General features: G+C 63.4%; 17 protein-coding genes. 8 read left to right on the top strand and 9 right to left on the bottom strand.

What is annotated here, in order from left to right; all coding sequences use genetic code 11:
• Positions 1-147 precede the first annotated feature (147 nt).
• The gene (locus tag ACX80O_RS01720; protein WP_459332298.1) at positions 148-2,052 is read left to right on the top strand and encodes an L-lactate permease; all 1,905 of its coding nucleotides are present in this window, start codon (positions 148-150) and stop codon (positions 2,050-2,052) included.
• 243 nt (positions 2,053-2,295) lie between these two features.
• Here ACX80O_RS01720 and ACX80O_RS01715 read toward each other — a convergent pair whose 3' ends face one another.
• A complete protein-coding gene (locus ACX80O_RS01715) occupies positions 2,296-3,210 on the bottom strand; it encodes a LysR family transcriptional regulator (protein WP_459332297.1) in 915 nt (304 codons plus the stop codon).
• Between the two features lie 71 nt (positions 3,211-3,281).
• On the opposite strand from ACX80O_RS01715, the gene hisD reads away from it, so the two are divergent.
• Genes hisD through ACX80O_RS01695 form a run of 4 tightly spaced genes read left to right on the top strand, consistent with a single transcriptional unit; the run spans position 3,282 to position 6,993 of the window.
• Positions 3,282-4,628 (top strand): histidinol dehydrogenase, encoded by a 1,347-nt coding sequence (gene hisD / locus ACX80O_RS01710; protein WP_459332296.1) that lies wholly within the window; start codon positions 3,282-3,284, stop codon positions 4,626-4,628.
• A complete protein-coding gene (locus tag ACX80O_RS01705; RefSeq protein ID WP_459305161.1) occupies positions 4,625-5,434 on the top strand; it encodes an ABC transporter substrate-binding protein in 810 nt (269 codons plus the stop codon). The genes hisD and ACX80O_RS01705 overlap by 4 nt, the downstream gene beginning before the upstream one ends.
• Positions 5,435-5,477: 43 nt before the next feature.
• The gene (locus tag ACX80O_RS01700) at positions 5,478-6,131 is read left to right on the top strand and encodes an amino acid ABC transporter permease (RefSeq protein ID WP_459332437.1); all 654 of its coding nucleotides are present in this window, start codon (positions 5,478-5,480) and stop codon (positions 6,129-6,131) included.
• Positions 6,124-6,993: an amino acid ABC transporter ATP-binding protein gene (locus ACX80O_RS01695; protein WP_459332295.1), complete on the top strand. Its 870-nt coding sequence runs from the start codon at positions 6,124-6,126 to the stop codon at positions 6,991-6,993. Before ACX80O_RS01700 ends, ACX80O_RS01695 begins: the two co-directional genes overlap by 8 nt.
• 149 nt (positions 6,994-7,142) lie before the next feature.
• Here ACX80O_RS01695 and ACX80O_RS01690 read toward each other — a convergent pair whose 3' ends face one another.
• Positions 7,143-8,507, bottom strand: coding sequence for an FAD-binding oxidoreductase (locus ACX80O_RS01690; protein ID WP_459332294.1), 1,365 nt, complete (start codon positions 8,505-8,507; stop codon positions 7,143-7,145).
• 321 nt (positions 8,508-8,828) lie between these two features.
• Between ACX80O_RS01690 and ACX80O_RS01685 the strand changes: the two genes are divergently transcribed.
• A complete protein-coding gene (locus ACX80O_RS01685; RefSeq protein WP_459305158.1) occupies positions 8,829-9,077 on the top strand; it encodes a helix-turn-helix transcriptional regulator in 249 nt (82 codons plus the stop codon).
• Positions 9,074-10,294, top strand: coding sequence for a type II toxin-antitoxin system HipA family toxin (locus tag ACX80O_RS01680; protein ID WP_459332293.1), 1,221 nt, complete (start codon positions 9,074-9,076; stop codon positions 10,292-10,294). The genes ACX80O_RS01685 and ACX80O_RS01680 overlap by 4 nt, the downstream gene beginning before the upstream one ends.
• 57 nt (positions 10,295-10,351) lie before the next feature.
• On the opposite strand, the gene ACX80O_RS01675 is transcribed toward ACX80O_RS01680, so the two are convergent.
• From ACX80O_RS01675 to ACX80O_RS01660, 4 genes are read right to left on the bottom strand one after another with little or no spacing between them, the layout of a single operon-like run.
• Positions 10,352-11,116, bottom strand: coding sequence for an SDR family NAD(P)-dependent oxidoreductase (locus tag ACX80O_RS01675; RefSeq protein WP_459332292.1), 765 nt, complete (start codon positions 11,114-11,116; stop codon positions 10,352-10,354).
• Positions 11,113-11,835: a FadR/GntR family transcriptional regulator gene (locus tag ACX80O_RS01670; protein WP_459332291.1), complete on the bottom strand. Its 723-nt coding sequence runs from the start codon at positions 11,833-11,835 to the stop codon at positions 11,113-11,115. Before ACX80O_RS01670 ends, ACX80O_RS01675 begins: the two co-directional genes overlap by 4 nt.
• Entirely contained in the window at positions 11,813-12,784 is a 972-nt protein-coding gene (locus ACX80O_RS01665) for an NAD(P)-dependent oxidoreductase (RefSeq protein WP_459332290.1), read from the bottom strand. Before ACX80O_RS01665 ends, ACX80O_RS01670 begins: the two co-directional genes overlap by 23 nt.
• The gene (locus ACX80O_RS01660; RefSeq protein ID WP_459332289.1) at positions 12,774-14,249 is read right to left on the bottom strand and encodes a four-carbon acid sugar kinase family protein; all 1,476 of its coding nucleotides are present in this window, start codon (positions 14,247-14,249) and stop codon (positions 12,774-12,776) included. The genes ACX80O_RS01665 and ACX80O_RS01660 overlap by 11 nt, the downstream gene beginning before the upstream one ends.
• Positions 14,250-14,413: 164 nt before the next feature.
• Between ACX80O_RS01660 and ACX80O_RS01655 the strand changes: the two genes are divergently transcribed.
• Complete coding sequence (locus ACX80O_RS01655; RefSeq protein ID WP_459332288.1) at positions 14,414-15,901, top strand: GntP family permease; 1,488 nt, start codon at positions 14,414-14,416, stop codon at positions 15,899-15,901.
• 94 nt (positions 15,902-15,995) lie between these two features.
• On the opposite strand, the gene ACX80O_RS01650 is transcribed toward ACX80O_RS01655, so the two are convergent.
• The 3 genes from ACX80O_RS01650 to ACX80O_RS01640 form a co-directional block, all read right to left on the bottom strand.
• A complete protein-coding gene (locus tag ACX80O_RS01650) occupies positions 15,996-16,256 on the bottom strand; it encodes a Txe/YoeB family addiction module toxin (protein WP_459332287.1) in 261 nt (86 codons plus the stop codon).
• On the bottom strand, positions 16,253-16,495 hold the full coding sequence (locus tag ACX80O_RS01645) for a type II toxin-antitoxin system Phd/YefM family antitoxin (protein ID WP_459332436.1): 243 nt from the start codon (positions 16,493-16,495) through the stop codon (positions 16,253-16,255). The genes ACX80O_RS01650 and ACX80O_RS01645 overlap by 4 nt, the downstream gene beginning before the upstream one ends.
• A gap of 138 nt (positions 16,496-16,633) precedes the next feature.
• Complete coding sequence (locus ACX80O_RS01640; RefSeq protein WP_459332286.1) at positions 16,634-17,644, bottom strand: zinc metalloprotease; 1,011 nt, start codon at positions 17,642-17,644, stop codon at positions 16,634-16,636.
• Positions 17,645-17,790: the final 146 nt, after the last annotated feature.

Raw genomic sequence — 17,790 nt, 5'->3', positions numbered from 1 at the left:
CGCCAGAGCCGCACGCCGGCCCAACATGCCGGTGAACCATTGACTGAGCCTGTGGTCACACCTAGTGTCGTATTCACTAGAGGAAAATCTTATTCCACAAGGTGGAATTAGATTCATGCGGGAATCACAGTCAAAGGGGACTGGATCATGGACAATCTTGCTGTACTCAGCCTGTTGGCGTTGGCCCCGATTCTGGTAGTGGGGGTGCTGCTGGCGGGATTCCGCTGGCCCGCGAAGTACGCTATGCCGGTCGGCTACGTTTTGGCGGTGCTGGTGGCGCTGCTGGTCTGGAAGATGGACTTCACCGGCATCATCGCGGCGTCGCTTGAAGGGCTGATCGTCGCGGCAACCCTGCTCTACATCGTGTTCGGTGCGCTGCTGCTGCTCTCGACACTCACTGTCGGCGGCGCCATGGTAAGCATCCGGGCCGGGTTCAACAACATCTCGGCCGACCGACGGGTACAGGCGATCATCATCGGCTGGTTGTTCGGTAGCTTCATCGAGGGTGCGTCGGGCTTCGGCACGCCGGCCGCCGTCGTCGCCCCCTTGCTGCTGGCGATGGGCTTCCCGGCGATGGCCGCGGTCATGGTGGGGCTGATCATTCAGAGCACGCCGGTGAGCTTCGGCGCGGTGGGCACGCCCATCCTCGTCGGTGTGACCAACGGGCTGGGCGGCGATCCGGCGGTCGAGGAGCGCATCGCGGTCCTCGGGCTGACGATGCCTGAGTTTGTCTCGAACATCGGCTTCCAGGTCGCGGCGATCCATGCGATTGTGGGCATCCTGATTCCGCTGATCCTGGTCTGCATGTTGACCGGGTTCTTTGGGCCGGAGCGGCGATTCCGCGATGGACTGGTTGTCTGGCCGTTTGCGATCTACGCGTCGCTCGCCATGACCGTTCCCTACGTCATCGTTGCGCGTTTCCTGGGCCCGGAGTTTCCGTCGCTCTTCGGCGGGCTGCTGGGGCTCATGCTGGTCATGTTCACCTCCAGCAAGGGCTTCCTGATGCCGAAGGACACCTTCGACTTCGGGCCACGGTCCTCCTGGTCCGACCGCTGGATGGGCACCATCGAACCCTCCGAGGCAACCGACGCCCGCACCCACATGAGCATCATCAGCGCATGGTCACCCTATGTGTTGATGGCCGTCCTGCTGGTGGGCACCCGCGTGATCGCCCCGTTGAAGGAGTTCCTGACCGGTATCCAGATTCCCTTCGAGAACATCCTCGGCACCGGAATCACCACCACCGTGCAGCCGTTCTACTCGCCGGCGTTCCTGATGATCATCGCCGCCGTCTTCGGGTACCTCCTGCACCGGATGAACAAGCAGCAGATCGCCGAAACCATCAAGGTGTCCGGCAAGCAGCTTGCCGGGACCGCCGTTGCCCTGCTATTCGCGGTTCCGCTGGTGAGGGTGCTGATCCAGTCGGGTCCGGATCTCAACGCCTCGGGCCTGTCGAGCATGCCCGTAACCCTGGCCGAGGGCGCCGCCGCCATCTCGGGTGTTTCCTGGCCGGTCATCGCTCCCTTTATCGGTGCGCTGGGTGCGTTTGTTGCCGGATCCAACACCGTCTCCAACCTGACCTTCGCCCAGTTCCAGTTCTCCACGGGCGTGGCCATCGGTGTGCCACCGGAGCAGGTTGTCGCCGCTCAGGCGGTCGGCGGTGCTGGTGGTAACCCGATTGCGATCCACAACATCGTGGCTGCCGCTGCGACGGTCGGCTTGCTGGGGCGTGAGGGTGACCTGTTGCGCAAGACCATACTCGTGACCCTGTACTACTGTCTGGCGGCCGGCGCCGTTGCGTCACTGTTCATCTTCGGCTTCGGCCTGAACCTCGGCACGTTGGTGCTGGTGGCTCTGCTGATCGGGCTGGTCGTCCTGGCCCGGTGGATGATGCGCTTCCAGGGTAAGGATGCGCTGTCGCTGGTCGGCGGCGGTGATCCTCGAGACGGTTACGATGGTCGGGACAACGTCCGCAGCCGTGACGACGACGTCGATTTTCGGGGTAACGACATTGACGACATTGACGACGTCGACTCCCGAGACCGCGTCTAGACGCGACTCTCAGCTACTAGGGGCGATGTCCCCAGACGCCGGACGCCGCCCCTAACCTCAGCTCCGCGCGTAGAAAAGTGCCGAAGGTGTAGGAAAGTGGTTGGACAGCCACTTTCCTGCGGCCAACCCACTTTCTTGGGGTCCAAAGTGCAGTTCGGCCACTTTTCTGGCTTCGGGGCTGCGGCTCGGCCACTTTTCTCAGCCCGACGCGAAAGCTTGGGCCGTGCTCCAGCGGGCGGATCGCTAAACGAGGCTGGTCAGCCCGCTCTGGGCGGCGACAGCGTGCTCCGCGAAGGCGGAGAACCGACGCGTGGCGGGTGAGAGGTAGCCGTTTTTCCGTTGAATAAGGGCGATCGTGTCGTAGAGGGGCTCGGCGAAAGGGAAGCTCCGCACGTTGTCCTCGCGACGCAGCGAACTGAGGATGCCGCGGGCCATGAACGAATCTCCTGCTCCGGCCGCCACCAGGCTGTACGCCGTCTCCGCGTGTTCGACTTCCATCTGGGCCTCGATGGAAAGCCCCGCCAGAGTGGCTCGGTCCCGCAGTTGGCGGCGCGTAGGATCCATCCATCCGGCGTGTGCATCGTAGAGGACAAGTTTTGCAGCGGCCAGCTCCTGAATGCTCACCGGACCAGCATCGGCGGGCCTGGTAGAAGAAATGTAATGCACCTCGTCACGCGCAAGGTGCCGAATTTGAAGGTTGTCGCTGTCTACCGGAAGCACGACCAGGCCACACTCGATTTCCCCGCTCGCTACCGATGCGGCCACGACGTGGGAATTCAAGCCGATCATGCGCACTCTCACACCGGGATACTTCTGGTTGAACTGCACAACGAGGTCTGCGAGGTCATAGTTGGCGGCGTACCGGAGAACGCCGAAAGTTGATACGCCACCGGTCAGCGTCTGTAGCGCCCGCACGGCTTCGACTCCGTGTCGAGCTGAATTGACGCATTCGAGGGCATGAGGGCGCAGTTCCTCCGCCGCCGGCGTCGGAGAGAGGCCTTTGGAGGTTCGAAGGAACAGCGACACCCCGAGTTCCTCCTCGAGACGCGAGATCAACTCGGATGCCGATGCCTGGCTGATCCCCAATTCCCTCGCCGCAGCGCTGATGGAACGGCAGCTGTAGCCAGCGAGGAAGGCTCGCAACTGATTCAAGGTCATAGGGCAACCCTATATCTTCTATCGGCAAAGGGAGGGTTCCCCTATGTAAAAGCATGTCCTAAGCTCGCCCAATGGAACTCAACGCGCACTACGCATCCTTCATTACGGGATCATATGAATGTCTGAAGAGCGCCGCCATCGGTGGAGTACCAGCACAGCGACTCCCCAAGGTTGTCGAGACGGTATCAGAGATGCTGGCGACCATCGAGAAAGGCGGGCGCGACGCCGTCGCCGAGTACTCGCGAGTCCTGGACGGCTGGGCGGGCGGCGACATCGAGATGGACGCCGATTCCCTTCGACGGACCGGTGACGCACTGAAACCTGAACTACGGGCAGCCCTTGAGTCAGGGGCTGAACGCACCAAAAGGTTTGCGGGTCTGCAGCTCGAGCATTTGCAGGACTTCGAAACGGAGATGATGCCCGGGGTGGTGGTTGGCCAGCGATACATCCCGGTGAAGCGGGTCGGGGCGTACCTTCCCGCCGGTCGCTTCCCTATCCTCGCCAGTGCGTTTATGACTGTCGGTGTGGCGAAAACGGCTGGCGTGCCCACCGTGATCGCCTGCTCACCACCGACCTCGTCGACAGCTGGTAATCCGGCAGTGTTCTACTCGGCGTACTTATCGGGCGTCGACCGGGCGTTCGTCGTCGGCGGCGTTCAGGCACTGGCCGGCATGGCCTTCGGGCTGCTCGGCGAACAGCCAGTGGACATGCTCGTCGGTGCAGGCAACGCCTATGTCACCGAGGCGAAGCGGCAGCTTTTCGGTCGGGTCGGCATGGACCTGCTGGCAGGTCCGTCCGAGGTCGCCATCATCGCCGATGACACCGCCGACCCGGTCATTGTCGCCGCCGATCTGCTGGGGCAGGCCGAGCACGGCCCGCAGTCTCCTGCTGCACTCGTCACGACGTCGCGGGAGCTCGCCGTCGCAGTCATCGCTCAGGTTGATCGCCAGCTGATCGACCTGAGCACCCGGGATATCGCCGGGGCCGCCTGGCGGGACTACGGAACGGTTTACGTCACCGAGAACAACGCCACCGCCGTCGAGCTCATGGATATCCTCGCACCCGAGCATCTGGAGATCATCACCGCCGACGACGACTACTTCCAGAAGAACCTGACCAACTACGGATCGCTCTTCCTGGGGGAATGGTCAACGGTGGCCTATTCCGATAAGGGCATCACCGGAACCAACCATGTGCTACCTACCGGTGGTGGGGCACGATCCTCGGCTGGCCTGTCCGTGTCGCGGTTCCTGAAACCCCTGACGTTCCAGCGCATCGAGCGTGCAGCGACCATGGACCTGGCACCCCAGGTGTCCGAAATTTCCGCCTATGAGGAGATGGCAGCGCACCAACGTACCGCTGACCTCCGCATCACCCGATTTGAGACCGAAGCAGTATCAATCAAGGAGCAGGCATGAACAGCAAGCACACTAGAGCATCGTTCGTAGCGGGGGCCCTCGGGATCGCCCTCACCTTGGCAGCGTGCGGGGGAGGGTCATCCAGTGAGGGCGAGTCCGGGGGCGGGGAGGGCGAAGCCATCGAGACGATCACCATCGCCACCTCGAATGATGCACCCTTCTCGTTTACCGACGACGCCGGGGCGCTACAGGGCATCGACGGCGAAATGATCAACTGGATTGCGGAGAAGAAGGGCTGGGAGGTGGAGGTCTTCGTTTCCGAGTTCGCCACATTGATTCCGGCCATTCAGGCGGACAAGGCCGACGCCGTCGTCGACGCCATGTACATCACGGATGTCCGCAAAGAAGAGGTGAATTTCACTGACACCTGGTACCAGCAAGGTGAAGGCATGGTGGTGCCCGGCGATTCCACCATGACCAACCGTGACGATGCCAAGGGCACGGTCATCGGTGTCCAGACCGGCACCACCTTCATTGAGCTGGCAGAGTCGCTTGAGCCGAAGGAGATCAAGTACTTTGACTCGCAGGCAGCGCTGCTGACGGCGGTGGAGAACAAGCAGGTTGATGTCGTGTTTACCGACGCCGCTGTCGTCGCCTATAGCCTGGTGCAAAACCCGAACGATGCCATCAAGATCGTGGACCCGTATGAGCCTTTCTTCCCGGGCCTGATCGGCGCGGCCGTGCCGAAGGACAATCCACAGCTGCTGGAGGAACTGAACTCCGGTCTCGCCGAGCTGAAAGCCTCACCCGAATACATGGAGATCCTGACCAAATACGGGCTGACCGAAAGCAACGCCGTCGACTGACCGTTCCTGATTGCTCCACCCAAGTTGAAAGGGAGAACCGGCCATCGATTTCATCCAAGGCACGCTCAGCTACTTCCCACGACTCCTGGCAGCCTCGCCCATTGTGATCCAGCTTGCCTTGGGGGCGATGGTGCTGGCCCTCGTCCTCGGGCTGCTGCTCGCTCTCGCGCGGATCTCGAAGTCGAGGATCCTCCGGGGAATCGCACTGGTTTACGTCGAGATCATGAGGGGAACGCCGCTGCTCGTGCAGTTGGTGTATATCTTCTTCGTCTTGCCGGCAATCGGTGTGAATATCGATCCGATACCCGCGGGGATCCTCGGTCTGGGGCTGAATTATGCGGCATATCTGTCGGAGGTGTTCCGCTCGGCCATCCTGTCCGTCGAGGCAGGCCAGACGGAAGCGGCGCTGTCGCTGGGCTACACGCCGAGCAAAGCGCTGCGGAAGGTTGTTCTTCCGCAGTCGTTCATCGTGTCGCTGGGGCCGATCGGCAATTACTTCATCGCGATGGTCAAGGACACGGCCCTGACCTCGGTCATCGCCGTGACCGAGATCCTGAAAACGGCGAACATCATCAACGCCCAGACCTTCGAGACGACACAGATCTATACGGCAGCCGCGCTGCTCTACCTGTTGATCAGTCTTCCGCTATCCCGCATTGTGAGCGCACTGGAGAAGAGAGCGAGGGTCCATGTCTGAGGAAGTGATCGTCAGTGTCCGGGACGTCCACAAAACGTTCACTGTGACCAAAACCCCCGGCCTGCTGCAGCGCCTCCAGGGGAAGCGGCGGGAGGTCAACAAGATCGAGGTCCTGAAGGGCGTTGACCTGGACGTTCACAAGGGTGAGACGGTCGTCATCCTGGGTTCCAGCGGCTCCGGCAAAAGCACCCTTCTGCGCTGCATGAACAAACTCGAGACGATCGATGGCGGCCGGATTTTGGTCAATGGACACCTCGTGGGTTACGAGGAGCGTGGTGGAAAACTGGTCGATGAAAAGGCGTCGATCACCGCGAGGAAACGAACCGACCTCGGCATGGTCTTCCAGCAGTTCAACCTTTTCCTGAACAAGACCGCGTTGGGCAACGTCATGGCGCCTCTGCAGGACGTCAAAAAAATGTCCAAGAACGAGGCGCAGGAGCACGCCCTGGAAAACCTGAAACGGGTTGGATTGCTCGATCGTAAGGACAACTATCCTTCAAGGCTGTCCGGTGGCCAGAAGCAGCGCGTCGCGATCGCCCGAGCCCTCGCCATGGATCCAAGCGTCATGCTGTTCGACGAGCCGACGTCCGCCCTGGACCCGGAGCTCGTGGAGGAGGTTCTAACGGTGATCAAGCGCATTGCCGCTCAGGGCACCACGATGGTGATCGTCACGCATGAGATGCAGTTCGCGCGGGATATCGCGGACATCATTGTGGTCATGGATCAGGGCATTATCGTCGAAAAGGGCACGCCCGACGAGGTGTTCTTCAGGCCTCAGCACCCGAAGACCTACGCGCTGCTCAAGCGGTCCGGGCTGACCGTCGAACCTCCCGGAGGGAACGGCGCCGCCCCGCCTTCGTAGTAGTCGGCTCGACCCATTGTCGCGGAAAAGTACCGCAGGTGCAGGTGCAGGATCGTGGTTCGGCAACCACTTTCCTGCGGCTCCGGCACTTTCCTGGCGCCGGCCGGGCACCCCGTGGGGCACCCAAGGCCGGGCACCCCCGGGGAGGGCTAGATGGCCTTGCCCGGGTTAAGGATGCCATGGGGGTCGAGGGCGTCCTTGATGGACCGCATGACGTCGAGGGATACCTCGCCGAGTTCGGGCAGCAGCCAATCGCGCTTCAGGAGCCCGATGCCGTGCTCGCCGGTCAGGGTGCCTCCGAGGCTCTTCGCCAGGTAGAACATCTCCCCTAGCGCCACCTTGGCCGGACCTTCGGTGACCGAATCCTCAGGGTTCAGGACCAGCATCGGGTGCAGGTTCCCGTCCGAGGCGTGGACTACCGAGTAGATGCGCACTCCGGTACGCCGGGTGATCTCGTCAAGCCCCACGGCCACCTCGGCGAGCCTGCCCCGCGGCACGCCGATGTCACCGATGGACACCCGGCCTAGCTTCTCCAGGCAGGGAATGGCTTCGCGGCGAGCGGTGATCAGCTGAGCGGCGTGTTCGTCGTCGGTGGCTTTCTCGATTGACGTGGCGAACGGCCTGATCGCCTCGATCAGCACATCCTGTTCGAGGTGGGCGCCGTACCCGTCGGTCTGGCCCAGCAGGAAGGCTCCGCCCTGGGAGCGGTAGGTGGTGCCCATCGCCATGTCGATCGCTTCGAGTGTTTGCCCGTCGATCAGCTCCAGCATGGAAGGCTGGATCCGTGACGCAATGACGGCGGATGCCGCCGCCGCTGCGGTGGCGAAGTCGGGGAAGAATGCCGCGACGGTCGCCGTCGCCACCGGCAGCGGGCGGAGCCGCAGGGTGGCTTCGGTAACGACGCCGAGCGTCCCCTCGGAGCCGACGATCAGAGCATTGAGATCGTACCCGGAGACGCCCTTCATGGTTTCGCGGCCGGTCCGGAGTTGGCGCCCATCGGCGAGCACCACGTTCAGTGACAGCACCGCGTCCCGGGTGACCCCGTACTTGGCACACCGCATCCCGCCCGCGTTGGTGGCCACGTTGCCGCCGATGGAGCAGATCGCAGTGCTCGCGGGATCGGGCGCGTAGAACAGGCCGTACTCGCCGGCGGCCGCGTTCAGCTCGGCGTTCAGCACGCCCGGCTCGACGACGGCGAGCTGCTCCACCGGGTCGATCCGCAGGATCTTGTTCATCCGGGACACGTCGAGGACGATCTCTCCCGACCGCGCAGAGGCACCGGCGGCCAGTCCGGTACCTGCCCCGCGGGTCACGATCGGCGTGAGGTGGGCGGCGGCAAGCTTCAGGGTGGTGACGACGTCGTCGGTTGTTCGCGCGAAAACCACCCCATCCGGCACCGACTCTGCAACGTAGCCGGACCGGTCGGTGCTGGCGTCGAGACGATCTGCTTCGGAGACCGAGGTGCCGCGGCAGCCGTCCAGAACGGCTGAGGTCGAGCTGGTGTGCAGTGACATGTCGTAGAACCCCTTCGTTGTACGGACCAGCGATGGCTTATTCCATCATTGAATCTCACATGGTGGAATAACACTTCTGCTGATTGGATAAAATTCTAGGGGGTCTCGCGAGGTGGGTCAATGGACGAATATTGTCACCATCACCCGGGAGAGGTGCGATCGTGCCGATTTGGCCTAGCGGGCGCGGAAATGAGTCGTTCGTCCCTCGATAAAATGAGAATCGGCGCGATCGTGCCGAACCGAACAATCAGACCTTGATTGCACCGACACTGCGGGCCATACTTATGTCATAACGGCAAGATCGTGCCGGAAAGGATGGACATGGACTCGGGATTCGAGGTAAGGCTGGCGCAACGGGTGCGTACACGCCGTGTCGCCGAGCGTCTTACCCAGGCGGACCTTGCCGATCTCTCCGGAGTATCCGAACGGTTCATCCGATCCGTAGAACATGGAAAGGCGACTCTCCGCCTTGATTCCGTTTTGGCCGTCCTGCGAACCCTGGGCCTCACCCTGGAGGTGACATCACGTCACGGCGGCGCTGGTCAGCAGGAACCGGTACGCGACCCATGATGACACCCACGGGGTCATCCGACGCCGGCCAGCAGAATCGGCAGCGGGCGGACGTCTACAAACAGGGGGTGCTCGCAGCACGGCTGGAACGCCATGAGGGTGGCACCCGCTTCAGCTACCTCCCGGAGTACCTTGCGACACGCGGGCCCGCCGTAGCGACGACGCTCCCCTTGGCATTCGACCCGGTATTCGCCGCCAGCGGGTCTGTTCCGCACTTCTTTACCGGGCTGCTCCCGGAGGGTCGGCGCCTCACATCCCTTCGTCGGGCTGTGAAGACCTCAGCCGACGATGAGTTGTCCCTGCTGCTCGCAGTCGGCGGCGATCCAGTAGGTGATGTGCAGATTGTGAGGCCGGGGTCGGTCCCCGCTGACACCCCCGCCGCGGTCCTGATCGATCCACGGGCCCCCCTTGATTTTGACGAAGTACTTGGGAGTATTGGCATCGATCCGAGCGCCCTCGCGGGCGTCCAGGACAAGGTCTCGGCGGGAATGATTACCGTCCCTGTTGAATCGTCCGGCCGACGGTTCATCCTCAAACTCGATCCGCCTGAATTTGCGCACGCAGTGGAGAACGAGTTCCTGATGTACTCGTACGCCCGGCGACTGAAGCTTCCAGTGAGTTCTGTGCGGCTTTTGCACGACGCCGGAGGTCGTCCCGGTCTCCTGGTGGAACGATTTGACCGCCTCGCCGGAGAGGCGAGAGAGCTTCGCCGGCTGGCAGTCGAGGATGGCACCCAAGTGCTAGGGCTCTACCCGGCGGACAAATACGACGTCCCGTATGAAACGGTCTGCACCCGGTTGACGACGCTGTGCGATGCCCCGCTTCCTGCACTCCGCAACATGGCACTCCAACTGGTGTTTGCCTGGTTGACGGGAAACGGGGATCTCCACGCGAAGAACCTCTCAGTGGTGGAAGGCGCAGACGGGAGAGTTTCTATTGCTCCGATGTACGACCTCCCCTCAACAGTGGTTTACGGTGACAAGTCCCTTGCGTTGCCGGTCGGGGGAAAACGGACAGGGATTTCCCGGAAACACCTGCTGGGGTGGATGGTTCAGCAAGGATTGCCGGAACGGGCCGCAGATCGTGTGCTTGCAGTTGCGCTCACAGCGACCCGGACCCTGACCGATGACCTAGCTGGCGGCGCGTCGCCCTTCCCTGACACCGAGACCGGGAGTTGGATCAAGGAGCTACGGAACCGGCGGCGGTTGCTGGACTAGCGGGTGCTTCATGGAGGAAGGCGCGGACCCGTAAAGGGGTCCGCCCCTCATCAACTGCTAGGAGATCTGCAGCCCACCATTGATGTCGTAGGTGGCGGCGGTGATGTACCCGGCGTCGGGGCCCACCAGGAAGCAGATCAGGGCGGCGATGTCATCGACGGTGCCGACGCGTCCCATCAGGATGTCCTTGGACATGTCCTGCTTGCGTTCCTCCGTGAGGGTGCCGCCCATGATGTCGGTGTCCACCGGGCCGGGAGACACGGCGTTGACGGTGATGTTGTGCTCGCCCATTTCGCGGGCCAGCGCACGGGTGAAGCCGATGATGCCGGCCTTCGACGCACTGTAGGCCACCTTCGAGTAGGTGCCGCCGCCGCGCTGCGCCGAGATGGAGGAGATGCTGACCACGCGGCCAAGTTTCCGTTCGATCATCCCGTGTAGGGCGCGCTGCGTGACCAGGAAGGTGCCGGTCATGTTCACGGCGAACACCCGGTCCCAGGCGGCCTTGGTTTCCTGCATGAACTCGGTGGGGGAGCTGATCCCGGCCAGGTTCACGACGGCGACGATCGGCGGCACCGAGCTCTCGACAGTGGCGATCGCAGCGTCGACCGAGTCCTCGTCGGACACGTCCGCGGCGACGCCGACCGTCTGCACGCCGTGGCGCTGGGCAATATCGTCGGCAGCTTCTTTCGCGGCCACCCCGTCGATGTCGAGGATGGCGATGGACCAGCCGTCGCGGGCCAGTCGGTCGGCTGTAGCGCGGCCGATGCCGCGGGCCGAGGCTGCACCGGTGAGGACTGCTGTGCGTTCAATCGGAAAGGTCACTGGATCTCCTGCTGTTGTTTTTCTGGGTGAATGAAGTGCTCGTAGTCGTCGTACGTCTGGTTGATGTGGGCCTGCATCGCTTTGCGTGCGACCTCGGGGTTGCGGGTGCGGATCGCCTCCAGCACCAGCGAGTGATGCGCGATGGCGTGCTGCTGCACCTCGTGGAACGACGACGTTTCGCGCCGCATCGCATACAGCAGGTGGCTGAGCGGTCCAAGGATCACTGGCACAAAGGGGTTAGCCGAGGCGCGGAAGATCGCCTCGTGGAACGCGATGTCCGTGGCGGTGACGGCGTCGAGATCCTTCGCCTCATGGGCCGCCTGCAGCGCAAGGTTGGCTTCCTCCATCTGCGCGATGTCCTCATCGGTGGCGTGCAGGGCGGCCAACTCGGCGGCACCCGTCTCCACCATTCGCCGGATCTCCAGGAGGCGCAGCGAGATGTCGGGGGAGTCGGCGGTGGTCGACGCGTACCTGACGATGGCCTGCAGATCGGTCCACTGGGCCGCGGGGTTCACATAGGTGCCAAGACCACGTTTGATCTGCACGATGTGTTGCGCCTGCAGTTGCTTGAGCGCCTCGCGCACCGTCAACCGGCTTACATCGAGGGATGCGGCTAGGTCGTTTTCCGGGGGCAATGTTGCGCCGGGCGGGTAGGTGCCGTCGATGATCCGTTCCAGGAGGTCATCGAACACCGATTCAGCGAGTGGTTTCCGTGTCATCGGTGTCCCCTCCTCCGGTGTTCTCTAAAACAGTGTCCATTCCTGCGGAGTGGATACCAACAGTGCGCCGCTGCGGTGCGACCACCTTGATCACTGCCGAATCGTCGGCGGTGCTCAGACCCTGGGTCTGTCCGAGAAGGAACAGTTGTTCGGCCGCTGCGGCTACGGGGGCAGCGAGTCCGGCGCTCCGCGCGGCCTTGCCCACAATGCCGAGGTCTTTGACGAAGATGTCCAGCCGGCTCAGCACGTCGGCGTCGGCGTCGTACCCCTCGATCATCCGTGGCCCGCGGTTGGAGAGCATGAACGACGACGCCGCCCCGGTTTCCAGCGCAGCCAGGGCCAGCCCCTGGTCGAGTCCGAGCGCATCCGCGAGGGCCAGCGCCTCCGCCGCTGCGGCAATATGCACGCCACACAGCAGCTGGTTCACCGTCTTCATGGCCTGACCGTCACCGGCTTTGTTCCCCACCACGGTCAACGTCGAAGCAAGACGTTCCAGCACGGGTCGCGCCGTCTCCAGGGCGGAGGGTTCGGCGCCGACCACGATCAGCAGGTCGCCGTCCCCGGCTCGCACCGGGCCGCCGGACAGGGGTGCGTCGACCAGCTTCACGCCCAGCGCGCTGAGCCGCTCGGTCCAGGAGGCGACGGCGTCCATCCCCACGGTGCTGGTCATGACGACGACGGCGCCCGGCGTCAGCGCGGGTGCAATGCCGTCCTCACCGAAGAGGACATCCTCCACCTGGGCGGCATCGCGGACCGCAAGCAGCACCAGTCCGGCACCGCTGACGGCGTCAGCGGCGGTCGAGGCGCAGCTGAGCCCGGTCTTCTCGGCCTTTTCCCGCGATGCTGGCATCGGGTCGTAGCCAGTAACGGTGAAGGCGCCGGCCAGGCGGGTCGCCATCGGCAGGCCCATGGCGCCGAGACCCAGAACCGCAACAGTTTTAGGAGTCATGGGTGGATCCTGTCGTTCCAGGGGAGGTGACGGGGGAGCGGAGGATGTCGACCACGTCTGCAAGGGAGTCGTCGGTGCCCACGTTGCCGGCGAAGACCACGAACGGGATGGAGCGTGCCGGCCCGTCGGCGGGCTGCCAGAGGGAGACGATGCCGGGCAGCATTGGCCCGTGCACCAGCGCGTGGCGGATGGACAGCCCGTGGGCGGCGACGTCGGAGGAGGTGATCCCGCCCTTCGCGATCACAAAGCGGACAGGTGCGGCAGCAATGGTGGACCGGACGACGTCGACCACTGCCTGCGAGATGGTCCGCGCAATGTCAAGGCTCTGCTCCGGATCGTCGGAGCGGATCAGGGTGCGGCTGGTGTGCAGGATGACCTCGCCGGTGGGGAGACCGTCAACGACGGCGCGCACCGCCTCGGCCACGCCGGCGTCCCTGCGTTCCGGGTCAAGGACGGCTTCGACGTCGAGCTCCACGAGCTTCGCTTCGGGTCGCCGTGCCACCAGGGCATCGAGTTGCTGCGTGGTCAGTCCCACGTGGGAGCCCACCACAATCAGCCCGCCGGACTCGGGAGCGTCCAGGCCGGTGAAGACTTCCTCAGCCGTCAGGGGTAGGCGCTCCCTCTGGCCGATCCTGGCCCGGACAAACGGCGGACCCACCCGGTAAAGGAGGTTTTTGCCCCGGCTCTCCGCTTCCTCAAGGCCCAGGGCCAGGGCGCGGAGGTCGTCCTCGGTGACGGCGTCAACCACGATCGGAACGGCGTCGGCCGCTTGATCGAGTGCGTCGGCAATGCCCTGCGCGCCACCGCGGATGATCGAGAGGTCCAGCCGGATCACGGCCTCCGCAGACCCGCCGGTCTTCTCCGCCACGTATTCGCCGAGGTCCGAGGACACGAACCCGAAGGTGGCGTCCTTGGCGAACTCGGTGTCGGCCACGGGGGTGAGGGTGCCGTCGTTCCCGCGCAGGTAGTGGACGCTGCCGATGGTGACGCGGCCGGCGTCGGGAAAGGCCGGAACCATGACGACGCCGTCGGTCTCGGTGCCAGCCAAAGATAGCAGGGTGGCGCCGATGACGTCGGTCTCCAGCGGGAAGTGACCGCGGAGCGTGGAGTCGCTGCGGCTGACGAACCCGATGGTGACCCCTGCCTCAGTGGCGGCGTTGAGGGAGTTGGTGACGATCTCCCGGTTGCGCGACGCCGTGGTTTCCGGGTCGAGGCTGCGGGTGTTGGTGAGGACGTAGACCGCCGGTGCCGGTGCGCCGCCGAGGCGCTGGGAGAAGGCCCACGCGAAATCGCGCGGCTCCCAGGAGGTGAGGACCGGCAGGTCGGAGACGGATTGGGTGCCGGTGGGATCGTCGTCGAGGACGATCAGGATTCTTCCGGAGGCCTGGACGGCGGCGGCGATCACCTCCGGCTTAATGGCCTGGACAGCTGGGTAGCCGCTGAGCAACTCTTCTTCGAGTATCACTGGTCCGCACTTTCGTTACTGGGTCTTCGTCACAGGCACTTGTCAGATGTCTTATGTCTTCTGCTAGTGTGACAGGCAGCACAGTGCCCGTCAAAAGTACCGACCAGGCCGGTGTGAACCCCTGAGATGGCAACGAGGCCTGCTCAGTGACCAAGGAGCAGTACGTGGATATACAACTTCTTTTGGCGCTCGTCCTGGGTATCGCCACCATTATTGTTTTGGTGCTGAGGACCCGGCTCGATGCGTTTGTAGCACTTTTGATTGCCGCGCTGGTGACCGGTCTGGTGGCCGGGCAGGCGCCGCTGGACATTGTCTCGTCGATTACGACGGGCTTCGGCAACACCCTCGCGTCGATCGGCATCGTGATCGGCTTGGGTGTCGCGATCGGCAAGATCCTCGAAGTCTCGGGAGCCGCCAACTCGTTGGCGCTGGCCTTCCTGAAGCTCTTCGGCAAGGGCCGCGAGCCCTGGGCGCTGGGTAGCGTGGGCGCACTCGTGTCCATCCCGGTGTTCTGCGACTCCGGCTACGTCATCATGAACCCGCTCGCCCGGTCCATCGCACGGGTCAAGCGCGCCGGGTACATCACCCTCGCCCTGGCCCTCGGTTGCGGCATGACGCTGACCCACCACCTGGTCCCACCGACGCCGGGCCCGCTCGCCGTCGCTGGCATCCTCGGCGCTGACCTGGGCGCATTGATCCTCGCGGGTCTGGCCTTTACCGTGCTGCTGCTGCCGATCGTCATTGTCTACGCGAAGTGGATCGGGCCGAAGATCGAACCCTCCATGAGCGAGGAAGTCCGCGAGGCCGTGTACGGCACGGTGCACGCCCAGACCGGACGTCGGAGCGGCGGTACGGCTGTTGCCGATCACGACGGCGGCGCTGGTGACACTGACGCGTCGGACCTCGACGTCGACAACAGAGTGCTCGGCACGCCTCCTGCGGGTGCCAAGCCCCACAAGGTTGGTGCCTTTGTAGCGTCGCTGCCGCTGCTGGTGCCGCTGCTGCTCATCATCATGAACACCGTCAGCGGTGCTATTGACCAGGAGAACCAGGGTGTTGTAGGAACCGGCGAATACACGCCGTCGTCGTGGGCTGCTCCGCTGGCGTTCATTGGTAACCCGGTCGTCGCTCTGGTCATCGGTGTCATCCTGGCCGTCTACGTGCTGCTGCCTCGCTGGACTCCGCGCAACAAGGTGCAGGGCTGGTTCGCTGAAGCCGCTGCGTCGGCCGGTCTGATTCTGCTCATCACCGGTGCCGGTGGAGCACTCGGCCAGGTGCTGCGTAGCTCGGGTGTGGGAGACGCCCTCGCCGAGGCTATCGCCGGTACACCGTTGCCAGCATTCCTGGTTCCGTTCCTGGTGGCCACTCTGGTTCGCATTGCGCAGGGTTCAGGCACTGTCGCAATGATTACCGCAGCCTCCGTGACAGCACCACTGGTCACCACCCTGGGCATCGATCCAATCGTTGCGGCCATGGCTTGCACCGCCGGTTCGATGGTGTTCAGCTACTTCAACGACTCCTACTTCTGGGTTGTCACCCGATTCTCCGGTCTTGAGGGTATCGCTGCACTCAAGGGCTGGTCAGGCATCACGACGGCGGTGTGGCTCGGCTCGATCCCGCTGCTGTTCATCGCCAACGCAATCCTCGGCTGACCTAGCGAGTTCTTTCCAACGGTGGCCGGGCGGCTCGGGTTTATCTCCGAATCTCCCGGCCACTGCTGTTTCCCGTGGCAGGCGGCGCTGAGGGCTATCTGCTGTAGTAGTAGCGGCACTGCGCGATGCGGACGTCGTCCGCGACCACCTTGTAGACCAGGCGGTGCTCGTCATTGATTCGACGGGACCAATACCCTTGAAATCCGTACTTGAGGGGCTCGGGCTTACCCATACCCTCGTTCCCATTTCGCTGAATGTCTTTGATGAGAATGCTGATCCGCTTCAGGATTCTGCGGTCTTCGGTTTGCCACCAGACATAGTCCTCCCACGCTCTCTCATCCCAGAGCAAGGTCATTCGGCAAGCTCGCGGGCGACCCCATCTCCCCGTTCCAGGTTTTCGATGGCACCAAGGAGACGGCGAGCATTCTCTGGGCTGCGGAGCAAGTATGCAGTTTCCTTCAGCGACTGATAGTCCTCAAGGGAAACGATGACTACCGGGTCCTTGCCCGCGCGGGTGATCACCACTTCCTCGCGGTCGTCGAGCACTGCATCGAGAGTTGCGGCGTAGTTGGCACGTGATTCTGAGTAGGTCATCGTTTTCAAAGCGCTCTCCTTACGTACATAATATTGTACGCTCCGGGTTTCGACCTGTTGTCGCAGGTTCCCGCTATGCAATCACCAACTCGATCCGTGGCCGATATAGCTATTCCTGGACGACCTGATCCGCGGCGTTCACAACTGTGGAACGCAGGGCCCGGCGCCGAGCAGCGCAAGGCCCGCTCTGTCGCCGGCGCCAAGGGTGGTGAGGCCGTTGTTTCCCGCATGCATGAGTTGGCTGGGGTCATCGACATGATCGAGGCCGACGACGTGAGCTAGCTCGTGCACAATTATGGCCCGAACGTAATCGCGGCCACCCGGATACTGGATGATTTCGTTCAGGTCGGGTGCGTCGAGTTGCACCTGACCGGCAACGTAGACAAACGGTTTACCAGGGGTATGTGCGTAGGGGCTACCGCCAAGACCTGCGGTATCCCCCTCCAGTTCGGGAATTTCCGCCGGGCTGGTCCAGGTGACGAGGATCGGAGCCCATCGTTTGCCGTAGCGATCTGGTTGGTAGGTGTCCCGGTCTTCGCTGGGCGCCTCAGTAGTGATTCCCCGATGGACGAAGGTCAGTCCGGTAGCAGCCGATATCTCGGCGACGGCTTCCTCAATTAGTCCGTCTGTCCCAGCTGGCGCGAAGTCAGGCCGAACCACATAGTCCACGGGTCGGCAGGGGTCGTACGCAACAAAGTCCTGTGAATCGTCGGGGGATTCCAGGAGGACGAAGGAGGTGGCACCGTCGCTCGCCGGTGGCAGGCCGAGTGGGACATCCGATGCATCCACGCCGGGAGGGGGAACTGGCGAACCCGGGAGGTAGGGAAGCGCCGCAGCGAGGATGTACCGGTCGAAGATGGTCGGCGTCAGGTACAGGCCCACCACGAGGGCAATGACTCCCACCGTGCCCATTCTCAATCCGCGGCCGGACCGTCGACGTCTTTGCCTGCGGATGCGCTTCGGTTTTCGACCGCGCGTCGTGCGATTCGGCGCATACTCGAGGAGCTGTCCGTTCAGGGATTCTTCAAGCGCCCACAGGGGCACCCGGCCCGAAGAGGACCGCTGTCCACCGGATCCAACTCCCTGTCCGGACGCCGGACGACTGACAGGCTTGGTGTCGTTCTCCTGATAGAACCACTCACGATCCATCGCCCCCATGGCACTGCTTTCCCCGTACTTGTGGATGTTCCAGGTTCAGCATCACCTATGGTTCCCCACGGACGGCGATTCTTTCGGCAATCCTGACGCAATGCTGTGCCAAGTCACCGCCCAGCTGGACCGGAGCGCCCGTAAGC

The sequence above is a fragment of the Arthrobacter glycogeni genome (genome assembly GCF_054511155.1).
The sequence above is the reverse complement of the archived record's forward strand: the minus strand, read 5'-3'. Positions and strand labels throughout refer to the sequence as shown.